Origin of the sequence: Lentibacillus sp. L22 (assembly GCF_040812445.1) — a bacterium.
GTDB lineage: Bacteria > Bacillota > Bacilli > Bacillales > Amphibacillaceae > Lentibacillus_C > Lentibacillus_C daqui.
The window spans coordinates 22,738-40,503 of the sequence record NZ_JBFNXI010000020.1 but is presented as its reverse complement, the minus strand read 5'-3'; the positions used below and the strand labels follow the sequence as shown (position 1 = coordinate 40,503).

Here is a 17,766-nt window from a genome sequence, read left to right as displayed (position 1 = left end):
AGGTTAAAGTCTAATGTTTAATACTAGAGGTATTGCTTAAATAAATTGAATAATGGATGTATTACAATATTTAATTTCCCCAAGAGTTTTTTTAACTTTCTTGGGGAAAACTATTTGATACCCTCCGGAACCGTATCCCTTGAACCCACTACAAAATGATGAAAACCGGTAAATGGTGAACGATCTCTATCTGTCCGCGAAAATCGTCACATTTCTTAATGTTGCATTTTCATTGACAGGTTCATCAGAAAATATGACCACGTATATATCTTAGATCTGTTTGCAGCGGATGTACTACTTTCAAATTAGCCTCAATATACTCCTTAATTTTCATCCATCCCCTAATCCTGTAGCACATCGTAATCCAGTCCTCATTGCGCATAAACAATAAAGCAAAGTCAGCATTAGCAGCTGGAGCTGGCATTAGTTTTTGTCGATGCGACACGAGGACATTCAACCCTTCATCAATGGACAGTGGCTGAACAAATCAAAAAGTGAACGGGTTTATACTCATTAATAGAATTTTTAATTAACCTTCATTTCCACCTCACCAACTGCGGTTTTCCCTGACCTAGTCTCCGTAAATTGATCAGGCGCTACCTTGGCTTTTATTTTCATCGCAAGAAAATATACAATCGCAGAAGCAATTAAAGATTGTACTGCAGGTATTCCAAAGGTTGTTACATATTGCGTGATATATCCCAATACCGTTCCGAAAACTAAAGCTATTGTCGCCATCCAATTCCAGCCACGATTATCTATCCAGATACGTTTTCGAATAAAGAAGAAATCAGCCATCATAACGCCGGCTATTGCTGGGTATACCAAGGCGGTCAGGTATAAAAAGTCCATAAAATAATCAAGTATACCTGCTAACGAAATGATAATGGCAATAATCGTGCCACCTAATGTAAGTAGTGCTCTTCCTTTATTCGAATTGACATTTAACATATTGGCAAGCGCCAGACCCATACTATAATTGTTAACTAGCTGACTTGTCCATGTTGCAAACCATAAAATTAAAAATCCCCATACTGGAAACCCTAAGTTCATCATAACATTGACAATATCTGCATCTCCTACGCCAACAGACATGACTGCCCCAACGATAAATAACGGAAAACCCACTACAACAATACCAGTAGGGGCCAGAATGTTGTCCTTAATAGTTGGTTTAGCGTAGCGAGTGTAGTCAGAAGCAATCACCCATTGTGAAACATTTGCACCGATAACAAGGCTAATAGCTGCTAAAATACCAATCGTTGGTTCTGGATTCCAATGCGAAAGTGTCTCCCATCCTGTGTTTTTTAATGCATAATAGATTCCGCCTCCAATTAAAAGCAAGCCAGCCGGAACTGCAATATAATCGGTCCATTTCATCGAACTATACCCAATAATAGATGGGATCGCAAAAAGCAATCCTGCTATAACTGTAATAAATGCCCATAGTCCCCATTGTGTTGTATAATCAACACCGAACATTGCTGAAATCGCATTCCCAGCAACAGATGTCTGCACAGCCCACCAGCCAAGGGAAACAACAAAAATTGTTAAACCAACGATAAACCGGGCTTGTACCGACCCAAAACTTGTTCTGGCAATAACCGATGATGAGCGTCCTGTTTTCGCTCCGATATACCCTTGTAATGCATTTCCAACCCATTGGATCACTAAAAGAGACAGGATAAGGATAAAAAAAAATCTCACTTAGACCATAGCTACCCGCTAATGTGGCCCCAACCATTAAAACAGGGATCGTAAATTCTAAACCACCAAAAATCATTGCCGGTGTTAACCAATGTTGCCGTTGATTAATCGGAACAGCCTGAAGTACCTGATCATTTTCCATACTATTTGCCTTTTTGTCATTCATCTTCACCGACTCCTTTATGTTATTCTTATCTTGGAGTTCATCTTGACTGTCATTTTCTATTAATACTCTTTTCTTATATTAATGAAGATTCAAATAATTGCAGGATTAAGTAGTGAAAAAGATATCTTTTCCACTACTTATCTCAAATTATTTTTCCTTCACAAGCACGCAAACAATCTCACAAGGTTCCTCCCCGGAATTGATTGTCCAGTGCTCCTCTCCTGCTGGTATAAACGTTGCATTTGATTTTGAAACTTGAAACGGTTTTCCTCCGCTTTCTCCCTCCATTTTACCTTTTATAATAATGGAGTATTCATTTTCTTCATGTTTAGATAAACCTTCCTTTGGTACTCGTTCACCGGGCAGAATGGTCACCGTACTAAATTGTACACCAACAGCATCTGTTTTCTCTTCAAATAATGTCCGTAAACCTTGACCGGAAAAACCTTGTTCCTTGACTTCCATACCATATCCCCTTCTTCTGTTTACTTTCTTACGTCTAGTTCTTGGTAAGCAAACGTTGTTGGGTCTACTTCTACACCAAACAATGTTCTTGCTTCTTCTACTGTGAAGTATTCATTTTTGACATCTCTTGCAACTTGTTCGGCTGGCCTTTTTAGTGGGTCGCCATACCCGCCACCAGTAGCAGTCATTAATTTCAGCACATCATTTTTTTGCAATTTATAGCGAGGGTAGACACCATAAGGACCATCTACTTCCCCATTACCCTTATGAATATAAAATTCGTTTACAGATCCGTCTAAACCGCCACCTGTTCCCCATAAGCGATATTGATTACGTCCATAGGTGATCGTAGCTTCTTGATCGTCCGACATCGCCCGATATGATCGAATAACACCCTTTCCACCGATATATTCACCGGCACCAGTGCCATCGATCCGCAGACTGTACTCATCAAGCATAACACCATATCGAGTTTCTGCTACCTCTACTGGTACATTGTAGGTTTCCCCGTCTAATACACAGAACTGACCACTTGCTCCATCTTGACCGTCAGCTCCACCCCAGCCGCCAACAGATGGTTCTACAATCAGAAATGGTTCATTCGTATCCTGATGCGACCCGGACAAGGTCACAGAACAAACAGATAACAAATGTGCTGCAGCAAGCCTATGCGGAATGTGTGGCGCCAAAGACTTCCAAATTAAATCCGTGCATCCTAACATCGTTTCAAAATAATTTGATGTTGGAGCAGGTCGTTTAGCCGACATAATGGATCCTTCATCGACAATGATTTTTAATGGTCTAAATACACCGTCATTTACATTTTGGTCCGGGTTGGTAATGGCAAGAAAAATGGTTCGAACCGCAGATGCCAGACCAGTAAAAGAACAATTAACAGGGCCTGGAACCTGTGGACTGCTTCCCCTAAAATCACAAATGAATTCTTCATCCGTTATCGTTACTTTCACTTGGATAGGAAAGGGACCATTGCCAATCCCGTCTGTTTCGACAAAACCTTCCGCAGTAAATGTTCCCTTTGGTAATTTTTTAAGCTCCTGCCTTGATATCGTTTCGCCATGGTCCAATTGGTTATCAATGGCTGCAAGAACCGTTTCTTTTCCATACTTGTCACAGATTTCCTTTACCCGTCGTTCACCCGTTTTTAACGCAGCAACCTGTGCCCACATATCACCAAGTGACAAATCTGGAAAGCGAACATTTGCCTGAATAATTTCGACAAGCCCTTGATTTAGTTGACCCCCATCAAATAATTTGATCGACGGGAATTGCAAACCTTCCTGAAAAATATCCCTTGAATCATTGGTGAACGAACCTGGATCTTTCCCGCCTACTTCTGTCCAGTGTGCTTTATTTGCAGAAAAAGCGATCAGGTCACCCTGATAAAATATCGGCATAACTAAACCAACATCTGACAGGTGGGAACCTCCACCGCCATATGGATCATTGATCACAATGATATCTCCCGGCTTCAATTCACCTTTCTCACCATATTTTTTTAAGGTTTGTTTAACCATAAAAGATAACATCCCGATAAACCCTGTAACACCATTACCTTGTGTCAACAATTGTCCCTTTGCGTCTGTTAACCCACTTGCATAATCCAATACTTCATATATGATTGGACTCATCGAAGTTTTCGCCAAAGCAATAAACATTTCATCTCCAGTAGCAAGCAACGAGTCTTTTACAATTTCCAATGTAAATGGATCGACTTTTGTTTCATTTAACAACATTTATCTCGCCCCCGTTTCGATTATTAAGTTACCATAGTCATCCACCATCAATGTTTGCCCTTGATAAATAACGGTAACTGCTGCTTTTTCCTCAACAATTGCTGGTCCATGAATCGGTTCATTAACAGGTAACAATTCGCGTTTATAAACATCCGTTTGCATCCAGCCTTTTGGATCTTCAAAGTATACATTTCTAGTTTCAATTTTCGCATCTTCAAGTGTTACATTACTTTCCAATTTTTGAATAATCGGTTTATGCACTTTGCCGAAAGCAGTGACGTGTATATTTACGATTTCGGTTTCTGTATCTTCCAATCTAAATGTATAATTTTGTTCATGAAGCTGATGAAATGTTTGAACGACTGTATGCATTTGCTCGTTGGTCCAATTACCAGCTGGAACAGGTACTTTTACTGTATGCTCTTGTCCAAGGTAACGCATATCAGCAAAACGATTAAATACAACATCGTCTTGCTTAATACCTTCATTGGCAAATTGCTCATATGCCTCACTCTCAATTGTCTCCCACTGAGCCATTATTTCGTTTTGATCCAAATCATTCATTCGCTTGATATATGTTTTGATATAATCATGACGAAGGTCACTCATTAACATGCCCCAAGCCGAGAATACTGGTGATGCGATTGGAATAACAACCTTCTTCATACCTAATTCTTTCGCAAGTGCAGGAGCATGCATGGATCCACCACCACCAAATGCAACTAAAGTGAAATCTTGCGGATTGTGGCCTTTTCTGATGGAGATCAATTTTAAAGCATTCAACATATTGGAGTTTGCTATTCTTATAATACCAAGAGCCGCTTCTTCAGCAGTCATTTCAAAATAGTTGGCAATTTTATCTTGAATAACGTCTTTAACCAAATTTAAATCTACGTCATAATCAAAATTTTTTGCCGAAAGCCTGCCTGTTAATAAATTAGCATCTGTTGTCGTAGGTTCTGTTCCACCCAGACCATAGGATACCGGACCAGGAACAGCTCCAGCTGACTCGGGACCAACCTTTAAGGACCCTGCTTCATCCAACCAGGCAATCGACCCACCGCCGTTTCCTATCTCAACAATATCTACTACAGGTGTTTTAATAGGATATCCGGCATTTCGATCATTTCGTTCAATATAATAATCCGTTGATACCTTTACCTCACCATTTTCAATAAGTGAACATTTGGCTGTTGTACCACCTATATCAAATGCGATAATATTTTTCTCATTTATCAGTTCCCCTAGTACAGCGGCACCATAAATTCCAGCAACGGGTCCAGATTCCACCATATTAATTGGTACTTTTTTAGATTCCTCAAATGTTGTCGTGCCACCATTTGATTGCATAATAAAATTATTACTATTTGTATTAAATTTGGTCAATTCATTATAAAGTTTATTAACGTATGTGGCGGCTGCTGGTTGTACATATGCATTTAACGCAGCTGTATTCGTTCTTTCATATTCGCGCCATTCTTTCGTTACTTCATAGGAAGCAGACACCGCAACTTCCGGCCATAGTTCTTTAATTATTTGCACGGTTTGTTTCTCGTGATCAGGATTCACATATGAATGTAAATAAGCCACTGCAATCGCTTCAACTTTTTCCTTCTTAAAGTACTCAACGATCTCTTTAATTTGTTCATCATCTAAAGGCGTTAGAACTTCACCCTTATAATTAAGCCGCTCGTTGACTTCTTTTCTTAAGTGTCGCTCAATAAAAGGTTCAGGCTTCTTATAGCGAATATTGAATAAATCGGGACGATTACCTCGTGCTATTTCCAAAACATCCCTAAACCCTTTTGTTGTAATTAATCCTGTTTTAGCTCCTTTTCTCTCCGTTAACGCATTGATAATAACCGTTGTGCCATGAATAAACGTGAAGATTTCTTTTTTATCAATATTGCTTTTATCAATGACATCAATAACTCCCTTTTCAAAGTTCGGCGGGGTTGTATGACTCTTGGCAACTTCAATTTGCCCGTTATCGTCCACATATACCAAATCTGTAAATGTTCCTCCAATATCTGTTGCTACTCTCATTTTTTTCCACCCTTCCTTATAAAAAAAATTTCTAAAATATCACCGGTGTTAAAACGCTTACTAATACGACCTCTTCATTCGTTGGATTTTTCCATTCATGCTCTTTCTCTGATGGAAAATGAATGGAATCACCGGAATTTAATATATACTCTTTTTCGTCAACTTTAAACACGACCACACCTTTTACCACATAATAAAATTCTTCTCCGGGATGACTATATTTTTCTGTATACAGCTTATTCGGAGGTATTGTAACCATCATCGGTTCCATTTTACGATCAGGAAACTTCCCCGCCAGACGAGCATGCACGATATCAGAACCCTCTAATTTAAATGGTTTTTGTTCTTCTTTGTGCAACGCATAATTATGATTTTCTATTTCTTCAAAAAAATAGGTAATATGAATATTAAATGCGTCAACTATTTTTTTTAAAGAGGTTATGGCAAGTGATGACGATCCCCGTTCAATTTGTGATAAGAAACTAACGGAAAGCCCAGTTCGTTCACTCAAGTCCTTCAGCGTCATCTCATTTTCCAATCTGAGGTTTTTGATTTTCTTGTGAATATTTTCCATTTTTTACATTCTTTTCATGTAATTAGAATTACAGTGAAATTAGAATATTTACACCTCCACTTCATTTGTTATTATACTAGCACAAATTTTGTAGAATTAAAAGAAATGTTTATTAATTTTTTATTGTTGTTAAAAAAATTTATAAATATACTCTTCCCAATCAAATCCATGTATTCCAACCAAAGAAACCTTGAACAGCCAGCAGCTATTCAAGGTACTTATATTTTTCTCTCGTTATTGAACATCCTCTTAAAGAAATGCCACATGATACACACTTAGAAAAAAGCCCCACCGGTCACAAATTCAACCAGCAGGGCTTTCCCATTATACCTGTTTAATCTTCCATATCTCCGCCGCATATTCTTGAATCGTTCTATCGCTGGAGAATTTTCCGGAATAGGCGATATTGGTCAGACTCATATGCAGCCATTTGAATCGATCACGGTAAACTTGTTCCACATATTCATGCATTTCCAAATACGGTTCAAAATCTTTCAAAACAAAATACGGATCATTATGATAAAGAATATTATAGTAAATGTCTTTAAACTCCATTTCTTCAAAACCGAATCCATGATTTAACTGATCCAATATTTTTCTAATCCGTTCATCACTGTTGTATAAATCCATTGCACGATAATCGCCACGTGCATAATAATTATGCACCTCATCAGCGGTCAGACCAAAAATAAATATATTATTGTCACCGACTGCCTTTTTTATTTCCACATTCGCGCCATCCAGTGTTCCTACTGTTAGTGCACCATTCATCATCATCTTCATATTGCCCGTTCCTGACGCCTCTTTACCGGCTGTGGAAATTTGCTCGCTGATGTCTGTTGCCGGAATGATTCGTTCGGCTAGACTCACATTGTAATTCTCCAGAAAGACAACTTTCAGCTTATCCCTGATATCCGGATCATTATTAACAATGGTAGCAGTTTTGTTAATCAATTTGATAACTTCTTTAGCCAGATAATAGCCCGGTGCTGCCTTGGCACCAAAAATAAATGTCCTGGGGGTAATATCCATGTCCGGGTTTGCTTTTAATTCATTATATAAATAAAGAATGTGAAAAACCTTCAGCGTCTGCCGTTTATATTCATGGAGTCGCTTCACATGCACGTCAAAAATTGAATCCTTATCTACTGCAATGCCCGTACGTTCATATATAAGCTGCGTTAACATACGTTTGTTTTCCTGCTTGACCTGATCCACTTTTTCAAGAAACATATTATCTCGTGAATATTTAAGTAAACTAATCAACTGTTTCGGCCGTTTAACCCAATGGGATCCGATTGTCTCGGTAATCAATGCGGACAAGTTGGGATTTGCCTGCAATAGCCAGCGTCTGTGGGTAATGCCATTTGTTTTATTATTAAAACGTTCCGGAAACACCGTATAAAAATCCTTCATTACTTGGTTTTTGAGAATTTCCGTATGCAAGAAAGCCACACCGTTGACACTGAAACTGCCGACAATGGCAAGTCTGGCCATATGCACCAGTCCATCGGCGATAATTGCCATTTGCGGAATGTTGTCTCTCAATTCCTCATGATCAAACCAGATTCCCTGACAAAACCGCTCATTTATTTCCTCAATAATCATATAAATTCTTGGCATCAGCCTTTGAACCATATCCACTGGCCAGGTTTCGAATGCCTCACTTAAGGTTGTATGATTTGTGTAGGCAATCACTTTTGTAGTTACCTTCCAAGCATTGTCCCAGCTAAAGTTTTCCTGATCCATCAGAATACGCATCAATTCCGGGATGGCCAGTGTTGGATGGGTATCATTGATTTGGATGGCAACCTTTTCGGGCAAATACTTAAGTGATCGACGGTTTGTTTCCTTGTAATGCCGAATGATATTTTGCAAACTGGCTGAGACAAGGAAATATTGCTGTTTCAGGCGTAATTCCTTTCCTTCGTATTGTGAATCATCCGGGTACAGGAATCCGGAAATCTGCTCAATCGAATGCTGGTGTTCTAGTTCATCATATTCATTCTCCAGATACGCTGTTTCACCCACTGCGGGCTCAGCACTCCATAGCCTTAATGTATTAATAACCTCATTTTTATAGCCGACAATCGGAATATCGTAAGGAACGGCCAGCACCTGATCTGTATTTTCATGTTTAAACTCCAAGTTGCCGTCCGGTTTTTTAAACATGTGAACGTCACCACGGAAATGAATACAAACTGCTTCGTTCGCTTTTCTGGTTTCCCACGGATATGTATCTTTCAGCCAATTATCGGGTAATTCGACCTGATTGCCGTGGATAATGCGCTGCTCGAACAAACCAAAACGGTACCTGATGCCGTAACCGTGACCACCGTAATGAAGCGATGCCAATGAATCAAGGAAACATGCTGCAAGCCGCCCCAGGCCTCCATTACCAAGCCCAGCATCATGTTCCAGGGCATAAATGTGTTCTGGATTGAGTCCAAGATTCTCTAACGCCTTATTCGCAGTATCAAGCAGTCCGCAGTTGAGAAGGTTACTCTTGAGCAGACTGCCGATGAGAAATTCCATCGATAAATAGTATACTTGTTTACACTTCTTTTTCGCATATTTTTGTTCTGTTTCCCGCCATTGTGGCATGATTTCTTCATTGACAATCCTGGTAATCGCACCATAAATCTCTTTATCTTCTGCTTCAGATATATCTTTTTCGGTTTCTTTTTTCAATTCATCCAGCAATTTTTCAGAAAATACTTTTACGGTGATTTCCATTTACGTTTTCCACTCCTTCAAGAGGATGTTACCAATCAGGAATTTAATAGCAGTTTATCCCCCACTTTTTATTCTCGAATCATCCTCAAATTCTTGACGTGAAGTATTACTGCCCGTTAATACGTGATAAAGGTTAGCATAATGATGTGCGGAATCTTTCCAGCTGAACTGGCTTTTGTTGACATTGCCAGACAATTGTTCCCATTGCTCCGGATTGTGGTAAATGTCCAGACTGTAACGAAGCACAGCCAATAGCTCATGGGCATTGTAATTGGAAAAACTAAATCCATTTCCCTCCCCTGTCACTTCATTAAATGGCTGGATCGTATCCCGCAATCCACCGGTTTCACGGACGATTGGCACGGTTTTATACTGCAGGGATATAAGCTGTGAAAGCCCGCACGGTTCAAACTTGGATGGCATGATAAAGAAATCGGCACTGGCATACAATCTTCTTGCCAGTCTTTCGTCAAAGGTAAGCAATGTTTTCAACTTATCCGGATGACGGTCGGCCGCAGCTGCAAAATAGTCTTCAAATTCCGGATCTCCTGTTCCAAGAATAATCAGCTGAACGTCTTCTTCCAGAAATTCATCCAGTATATGTTCAAGTAAGTGCAGTCCCTTTTGTTCGACGAGCCTGGTGATGATGGTATAAACCGGCTTTTCCCCGGCAATCGGCAGGCTAAGCTTTTCCTGGAGCAGTACTTTGTTTTCCCGCTTTTTGGCTCTGGCGGATCGATAATTCACTAAAATATTTGGATCTGTCAGTGGATTATATTCACGTGTATCAATCCCATTAATTACACCAGTTAAATCGTCCGCTCTTTGCTGGAGCAGCGAATGCAGTCCTTCCCCAAAGTAAGGGTCTTTGATTTCTTCTGCATAGCTTGGGCTTACCGTCGTAATTTTATCTGCGTGGAACAGACCGCTTTTCATGCAATTTAGCATACCATTCCACTCAAATCCGGCAATATGCTCACGAGGCAAGTCAAAAAAATCCCCATAAATATCAAGTGGCATGATACCCTGATATTTAATATTATGAATGGTAAAAACGGTTTTCATATGTGCTGCAGGCTGCTTGATTTTTGCCAGTGCTACAGCCGGTGCGGCCTGCCAGTCATGGGCGTGCAGAATATCCGGCTCATACTCCAGATGTTTCAAGGCCTCGATAACAGCATGGCTGAAAAAGACAAATCTCTCTCCATCATCATAATAGCCGTATATGCCTTTTCTCGTAAAATAATAATCGTTTGCCAAAAAGTAATACACTATATTTCTGTTTTTCAGCGTATAGATTTGTGCCTCTTGATTTCGCCAGCCAAACGTAACATTAACCGAGGTTTCATACACCATCTTTTCCCGCCATTGGCTGTCAATTTCATCGTACAGGGGAAGGATCACACGTACTTCCATCTGTTCATTTTTTTGCAGTGCTTGCGGCAGTGAGCCAACTACATCTGCGAGTCCTCCCGTTTTTACAAATGGCGTACATTCTGAAGCAATAAATAATACTTTTTCCATTGGTCTCACTCCTTCGCGCTAACTTTGACCATGCTGCGATCCCGTTACAGCACTCTATTTTTGGCGATTACGTACGGTTTTTCTTTGGAACCGATCAACTGCTGATTCGCTGTCACATGTACATCTTTATCAAGGATGACATTTTCCAGATGAACACCCGAGTCAATCGTACAGCGTTGCATAATAATCGAGTCTTTTACGGTTGCGCCTTCCGTAACTGAAACACCACGGAACAGTACACTGCCCTCTACATTGCCCTCAATTACACAGCCATTGGCGACAATTGACTTTTTCACCTGTGCATGTTGACGATATTTGGCAGGTGGTTCGTTACCAATTTTGGTTCGAATAAATGGTTTTTTATAAAAAAGTGCCCGATAATTATCCGCCTGAAGCAGATTCAAGTTGTGCCGGTAAAAACTTTCAATCGAATCGACAAACGCACCATATCCTTTATTTTCAAATGTTTTCACTTTCAAATCCTGCAGATTATCTTTAATCCCATGAACAAAAAAGTGATCCTTATGATGCGCAATGCATTGATCAGTCAATTCCAGCAACAATGCCTTATTAATAATATAAACGCCGGTAAACAGCTTGGAATTTTGCTTGTCATTTGTAAGGTCTTTAACCCAGCCATCCGCATCAGCCTCAATTCGGAATCGGGAATCATGTTCTTTATTCAGTTCTTCTATGTTAGTTGTAATTAATGTCACATCTGCCCCGCTTTGAAGATGTGCGATAAATGCATCGTGATAATCGGTATTTGTAATAAACTGACTGCCACTGACAAGTACATAGGATGATTTTCCACGTTCAAAATAATCTCGGTTGTTATGGAAAAAGCGCAAATCCCCTTTTGAAATATCAGACGGATCATTCCAATCCGGCGGCAGGATAAACAATCCACCATGTCTGCGTCCCACGCCCCAGTCACCACCTGATCCAAGATGATCCATCAATGAACGGTATTTGTTGGGAACGAAAATAGCAATCTCCTCTACATCCGAATTTCTCATGTTGGAAAGCGGAAAGTCGATCAAACGATATTTTCCTGCAAATGGAATAGTAGCTCCATTTCGGAAATAAGTTAATTCGTGAAAAAAGTGGTGTTCATGACCAAGATTGATAAGCCCCATCATCGTTTCCATGTGTTGCCCTCCTCCGGGTTTTTGATATGTGTATTATGAATAAAGTTCTTCTTCATCTTTCTCCAAGGTAGCTTCTATGTGCTCAAGTGAATGTTGATCAATGACGAGCGGCTCTTCATCGGCACTGATAGAAATATGTGTACCAGCCGGAATTTCCGTGTTTTCCTTGACAATCACGCGCTCCAGTGTAACGTTTTCCCCCACTGTAACTCCTGGGTGCAGAATCGATCGACATACCTTTGAACCCTTGCCTATTTTCACATTTTCAAATAAAACGGAGCTGTCAACCTTACCGCATATCCAGCAACCGGAATTAATGAGTGAATAAGTCACTTCCGCAGTTTCATCGATATACTCGGGCGGGATATTCGACTCATTGGAATAGACACGGCGATTTTTATTATTTAAGCTAAGTTGCAGATCTTCATCAAGCAGATCCATATTGGCTTCCCAGTAACTTTGAACGGTTCCGACATCTTTCCAGTAACCCGTAAATTGATAGGCATACATATGGCATTCATCACCCAACATCGCCGGGATAATGTCCTTGCCAAAATCATGACTGGAGTATTCGTTATTGGCATCTTGTTGCAGATAGGATTTCAATACTTTCCATGTGAACATATAAATTCCCATCGATGCCAGATTACTTTTGGGGTGTTCCGGTTTTTCCGCAAATTCATAAATACGTCCATTATCCAATGTGTGCAAAATACCAAACCTTGAGGCTTCTTCCCAGGCAACAGGCATGACAGAAATGGTTGCATCCGCCCCTGTACGTTTATGCTGTTCAAGAAGTTGACCATAGTCCATTTGATAAATATGATCACCAGAGATAACCAGGACATATTCCGGGTCATGCTCATCAATAAAATGAGTATTCTGATAAATGGCATCAGCAGTTCCATTATACCAGTCCCCACCATTCCTTTCTGTATAAGGGGATAGCACGGTCATGGCACCATCCATGCGATTCAAATCCCATGCCTCTCCGTTACCAATATGGCGGTTTAACTCGAGGGGAGAATATTGTGTCATCACACCGACATGCTGCATGCCGGAATTGACACAGTTACTTAATGTAAAATCAATAATCCGGTATTTCCCTCCAAATGGAACAGCCGGTTTGGCCAGATTTTTGGTTAAGGCACCAAGGCGTTTTCCCTCTCCACCAGCAAGTAGCATCCCAACACAGTTTTTCACAATTTGACGCCTCCTGATTTATATTTTGTTTCGTTCCAACATGCACCAGACCCAAGCACTTCCTTTTCGTTCCGTCCATGCACCGCTAAATGCAGTCTTTCGTTTTTCTTTTAAAAATCGCAACTCCTAAAGGGGGGATTTTAACCTTGATATGTTGCAATTCACCATGCCATTTCTCGGGGTAACTGAAATGCTTGTCTCCATTTGTTTGACCGGATCCTCCAAAGTCTACTGCATCGGAATTAAAAATTTCCTCATATATACCCGATTCAGGAACACCCACTTTATAGTCATAATGTACATTCGGTGTGAAATTGCAGACAATGATCAGTTCCTCCCGGGGATTCGAACTTCTCCTGCAAAAGGCGATGATACTTTGCTCGATGTTATGCGGATCGATCCATAAGAAACCCTCCGGACTGTGATCGAGTTCGTAAAACGCCGGATGGTCCCGATAGAAATGATTCAGCGTCTTGACGTATTGCTGCATTTGATAATGAAGCGGGAATTCCAACAAATGCCAGTCAAGTTCCTCCAGGTCTTTCCATTCGGCATATTGTGCCAGCTCCCCGCCCATAAATAACAGTTTCTTACCGGGATGTGCCATCATATAGCCGTATAACAATCGCAAATTGGCGAATTGCTGCCACTGATCACCGGGCATTTTATCGAGTAATGATTTTTTTCCATGAATAACCTCGTCATGCGAAAGCGGAAGCAGAAAGTTTTCCGAATGGGTGTACATAAACGAGAATGTCAGCTGGTTATGATGCCACTTGCGATGAACCGGATCTTTTTCCATATAATCCAGCATGTCATTCATCCAGCCCATATTCCATTTAAAGTTAAATCCGAGGCCACCTTTGTATGTTGGTGCAGTAACGAGCGGCACATCCGAACTGTCCTCGGCCATCATCAATGTATTCGGTTCATGGCTAAAAACGACTTCATTCAGCTTGCGGATAAATGCATAGGCTTCGAGATTTTCTTCTCCCCCATAGGTGTTGAAAATTTTCACCTCGTTATCGGACTTGCCAAAATTCAGATATAGCATACTGGCCACCGCATCTGTCCGTAAACCGTCTATGTGGTATTCCTCCAGCCAGAAAAGGGCATTGGAAATAAGAAAGCTTTGCACTTCCGGACGTCCATAATCAAAAGCAAGTGTCCCCCATCCCTTTTTTTCTGCTTTTTGCGGGTCGCTGTATTCATATAAAGGTTCCCCATCAAATTGCCGGAGTCCGAATGCGTCTTTGCAAAAATGGCTTGGAACCCAGTCCATAATCACCCCGATCCCATGTATATGACATTGATCAACGAAATATTTAAAATCATCGGGAGAACCGTAACGGGATGTAACTGAGAAATAGCCGGTAATCTGGTAGCCCCACGACCGATCAAAGGGATGTTCCGCAAGTGGAAGCAACTCAATATGGGTAAATCCAAGCGTTTTGACATATGGTATTAGTTCATGAGCAAGTTCCCGGTACGTATAAAATTCTTCGGCATCCTTTGTTTCCCATGGTTTTAGTTTTGTCACTTGCTTTGTCTTCCACGTTCCCAAGTGAGCTTCATAAATGGAAATTGGCGCTGTATGCGGGTTGTATGTTTTCTTTCCTTCCTGCCATTGTTGATCATTCCAATTATATGTTGAGGTTGCTGGAGTCAAAGATGCTGTTGCCGGGCGAACTTCAGCTGTCCTGGCATATGGGTCTGCTTTCATAAACGACGCTCCATTTTGTGGCTGTATTTCATATTTATATGGCGTATTTTCCGGAATACCAGTGAAAAATCCTGCCCAGACACCTTGATCGGTAATCCGTCGCAATACGTGCCGGTCGCCCTGCCAATCATTAAAGTCCCCCACAACCCGGACTTCCTTCGCGTGTGGCGCCCAAACCACAAAACGATACCCTCGCTTGTTTTCCCATAAAATTTCGCGGCAACCGAGCAACTGCTGGCTATAGTAATTTGTTCCCTGGTGAAACAGATACAGGTCTTCTTCAGAAATGGAATAGCTCATTGGTAACACCGCCTTCCTGAGCCTAAAATTGGATCAGATCATGCCCGATTACTGTTCATCATGCTTGGTTCAATTATACCATAATTTCCTTTATATTGTTCAGAATATTAGTTACAAAGTTCGACTAGTTTTATCGATTGTTGTCGAGTCATTTTAGTTTAGCGTCCTTGCTTAAAGTTTACAGTTAAATGGGATGGACATATACTATTGATAGAGATGAATGGAAGCGGGGGTAAGGTTTGTGGTAAATGGTATGGCATGGATAGATGATGTTTTTAGAATTACGTTCACCTGTGAAAATATAGAAACATTGATTCATTCAGAGGCAGCCCCTGTTATTTACTGGCGGAAAAAAGAAAAATATTTTTCTTTAATGTTGGAAGGACCAACTCCAACTGGCGAGGCGAAGGTGAATATGGTTTTATTTGAAGCATTGCCACTGGGTGAGGAACTGGTGCTTCAATGGGGAGACGCGGAAATGCCGGTTTACCCGGGGGCGATTGTACGCACAGACTGGTTTGAACACAATTATACCGATATACATGCAAAACTTGGGGCGGACTATTCACGTAATCAGACCGCTTTTTCTGTCTGGGCCCCCACCGCAACTGTAGTAACCTTATGGCTTAAGGGTAACAGACATCCGTTAATTAGAAGTAACGCTGGTGTTTGGGAAACCGTAGTGAAAGGCGACTGGGATGGTGCGGCTTATCAATACGAAGTGACGGTAAACGGGAAGACAACCATTGTTAATGATCCCTATGCGAAGGCAATGCTTGCGAATAGCGAGAAAAGTGTCGTCATGAATATGAAAGCTGCCGAGCCAAAGAATTTCCAAACAACAAAACGGCCACCAATCAAGCAGCTTCAGGACGCGATCATTTACGAACTGCATGTCAGAGATGCAACGATCATGCATGACAGTGGTGTCCGACATAAGGGGAAATTTTTAGGGCTTACGGAAAAAAACACAACAACTTCAAAAGGTTTTTCGACAGGGCTCTCCTATATAAAGGATCTTGGTGTTACCCATGTTCAGCTAATGCCGATTAATGACTTTGCCCGTGTGGATGAATTAAATCCAAATAGTGGTTATAACTGGGGGTATGATCCACTTTATTTTCAGGTTCCCGAGGGAAGTTATGCGACCAGAGTTGATGTTCCTGAGGCAAGAGTGAAGGAATGCAAGCAAATGATTCAGGCATTTCATGAGGAAGGAATTGCTGTCATTTTTGATGTTGTCTATAATCACGTTTTTTATATGCCAACTTCACCTTTTGAACAGCTTGTACCCGGTTATTATTTCCGTTATGATGACAATGGTCATGTAAGCAACGGAACCGGTGTGGGAAATGATTTTGCATCGGAGCGGATCATGGCCCGCAAATTTATTATCGATTCTATTGATTTTTGGCTTGATGAATATAAAGTGGACGGTTTCCGGTTTGATCTAATGGGAGCACTTGATATTGATACAATGACAGAAATCCGAACACGCTGCGAACAAGAGGAGATACCGGTTATGCTGCTAGGTGAAGGCTGGACACTTCCGACCGCAATCAACCCTGACAGGCTGGCCACTTCTGTACATTCCGGGCAATTAAAAGGTGTTCGATTTTTCAATGATTTTTTCCGTGATTCATTAAAAGGAAGTTTATTCAACACAAACGATCAAGGTTTTGCCAATGGACGGGGACAATTTATCGAACGACTTCCCCACCTTGTATCTGGATCGGCACTGGAGAAGTTCGGGCAACCCTTTGTCGCTGATGTAACCCAGACGGTCAATTATGTGGAATGCCACGATAACCATACATTATGGGACCGGCTGGAACTCACCAATAGCGGGAATACGGAAACAGTGCGCCGGAAAATGCACCAGCTGGCTACCGGTGTTACCTTGCTAAGCCAGGGAGTACCCTTTCTTCATGCCGGGCAGGAATGGTTCCGGACAAAAGCTGGAGATGAAAACAGCTATCGGTCAGGAGATCACATTAACCAGCTGGATTGGCATGAACGGGAGAAACAGCAGGATAATATTTCTTATGTAAAAAAATTAATTGCACTTAGGAAGCAATATCCTGTGTTCCGATTAGTTTCCAAACAAGAGATTAACAGGCGGCTGCATATTTTGACGACACCTGCCCCGGTATTTGGCTTTACGCTGCTTGGAGATGCCCGGAATTTTTCCATCTATGTGAATCCTGATGAAGCAACGTACCAGGTGCTCCTCCCCTCAAATGGCAGGTGGCAGACCTTGGTAACCAACAACAAAGAGAAAGAAACTCAGTACATAGAGGGCGAAGTTACAACGATTGGACCCTATGAACTGATTGTTCTCATGCGGCAAGTGAAAATTGTTTAGGATTTTTGCGGATGCTCAAACTTGAGAGAACCCGCTTGAGGACGGGAGAGTT

10 protein-coding genes and 2 pseudogenes are annotated in these 17,766 nt (G+C 41.1%); 1 reads left to right on the top strand and 11 read right to left on the bottom strand.

Features of this window, described 5'->3' with window-relative positions; all coding sequences use genetic code 11:
* Positions 1-192: 192 nt before the first annotated feature.
* From ABRT01_RS10635 to glgB, 11 genes and pseudogenes are all read right to left on the bottom strand, one after another.
* Positions 193-331 (bottom strand): annotated as a pseudogene (locus ABRT01_RS10635) (proline racemase); the annotation flags it as partial.
* A gap of 194 nt (positions 332-525) precedes the next feature.
* A pseudogene (locus ABRT01_RS10630) lies at positions 526-1,873 on the bottom strand (purine-cytosine permease family protein).
* A gap of 147 nt (positions 1,874-2,020) precedes the next feature.
* The gene (locus ABRT01_RS10625; RefSeq protein ID WP_367747070.1) at positions 2,021-2,338 is read right to left on the bottom strand and encodes a cupin domain-containing protein; all 318 of its coding nucleotides are present in this window, start codon (positions 2,336-2,338) and stop codon (positions 2,021-2,023) included.
* Positions 2,339-2,358: 20 nt separating this feature from the next.
* Positions 2,359-4,092 (bottom strand): hydantoinase B/oxoprolinase family protein, encoded by a 1,734-nt coding sequence (locus tag ABRT01_RS10620; protein WP_367747068.1) that lies wholly within the window; start codon positions 4,090-4,092, stop codon positions 2,359-2,361.
* The gene (locus tag ABRT01_RS10615) at positions 4,093-6,138 is read right to left on the bottom strand and encodes a hydantoinase/oxoprolinase family protein (RefSeq protein ID WP_367747066.1); all 2,046 of its coding nucleotides are present in this window, start codon (positions 6,136-6,138) and stop codon (positions 4,093-4,095) included. It lies immediately after the preceding gene.
* Positions 6,139-6,169: 31 nt separating this feature from the next.
* Entirely contained in the window at positions 6,170-6,712 is a 543-nt protein-coding gene (locus tag ABRT01_RS10610; RefSeq protein WP_367747064.1) for a helix-turn-helix domain-containing protein, read from the bottom strand.
* Positions 6,713-7,036: 324 nt separating this feature from the next.
* Positions 7,037-9,448 carry a glycogen/starch/alpha-glucan phosphorylase gene (locus tag ABRT01_RS10605; RefSeq protein WP_367747062.1) on the bottom strand — a complete coding sequence of 804 codons (2,412 nt, stop codon included), beginning with the start codon at positions 9,446-9,448 and terminating at the stop codon, positions 7,037-7,039.
* A gap of 54 nt (positions 9,449-9,502) precedes the next feature.
* Positions 9,503-10,972: a glycogen synthase GlgA gene (gene glgA, locus ABRT01_RS10600; RefSeq protein ID WP_367747060.1), complete on the bottom strand. Its 1,470-nt coding sequence runs from the start codon at positions 10,970-10,972 to the stop codon at positions 9,503-9,505.
* A gap of 44 nt (positions 10,973-11,016) precedes the next feature.
* Positions 11,017-12,123, bottom strand: a complete 1,107-nt coding sequence (gene glgD / locus ABRT01_RS10595; RefSeq protein WP_269409453.1) for a glucose-1-phosphate adenylyltransferase subunit GlgD — start codon at positions 12,121-12,123, stop codon at positions 11,017-11,019.
* Between the two features lie 33 nt (positions 12,124-12,156).
* Positions 12,157-13,329, bottom strand: a complete 1,173-nt coding sequence (locus tag ABRT01_RS10590) for a glucose-1-phosphate adenylyltransferase (protein ID WP_439649458.1) — start codon at positions 13,327-13,329, stop codon at positions 12,157-12,159.
* 82 nt (positions 13,330-13,411) lie between these two features.
* On the bottom strand, positions 13,412-15,349 hold the full coding sequence (gene glgB / locus ABRT01_RS10585; RefSeq protein WP_269409455.1) for a 1,4-alpha-glucan branching protein GlgB: 1,938 nt from the start codon (positions 15,347-15,349) through the stop codon (positions 13,412-13,414).
* A 241-nt stretch (positions 15,350-15,590) separates the two neighbouring features.
* On the opposite strand from glgB, the gene pulA reads away from it, so the two are divergent.
* Positions 15,591-17,714: a type I pullulanase gene (pulA, locus tag ABRT01_RS10580; protein WP_269409456.1), complete on the top strand. Its 2,124-nt coding sequence runs from the start codon at positions 15,591-15,593 to the stop codon at positions 17,712-17,714.
* Positions 17,715-17,766: the final 52 nt, after the last annotated feature.

Excerpts from the sequence above, each read along its gene's own strand:
- ABRT01_RS10625 (WP_367747070.1), bottom strand. The coding sequence starts at position 2,338 with ATGGAAGTCAAGGAACAAGGTTTTTCCGGTCAAGGTTTACGGACATTA.
- ABRT01_RS10620 (WP_367747068.1), bottom strand. The coding sequence starts at position 4,092 with ATGTTGTTAAATGAAACAAAAGTCGATCCATTTACATTGGAAATTGTA.
- ABRT01_RS10615 (WP_367747066.1), bottom strand. The coding sequence starts at position 6,138 with ATGAGAGTAGCAACAGATATTGGAGGAACATTTACAGATTTGGTATAT.
- ABRT01_RS10610 (WP_367747064.1), bottom strand. The coding sequence starts at position 6,712 with ATGGAAAATATTCACAAGAAAATCAAAAACCTCAGATTGGAAAATGAG.
- ABRT01_RS10605 (WP_367747062.1), bottom strand. The coding sequence starts at position 9,448 with ATGGAAATCACCGTAAAAGTATTTTCTGAAAAATTGCTGGATGAATTG.
- glgA (WP_367747060.1), bottom strand. The coding sequence starts at position 10,972 with ATGGAAAAAGTATTATTTATTGCTTCAGAATGTACGCCATTTGTAAAA.
- glgD (WP_269409453.1), bottom strand. The coding sequence starts at position 12,123 with ATGGAAACGATGATGGGGCTTATCAATCTTGGTCATGAACACCACTTT.
- glgB (WP_269409455.1), bottom strand. The coding sequence starts at position 15,349 with ATGAGCTATTCCATTTCTGAAGAAGACCTGTATCTGTTTCACCAGGGA.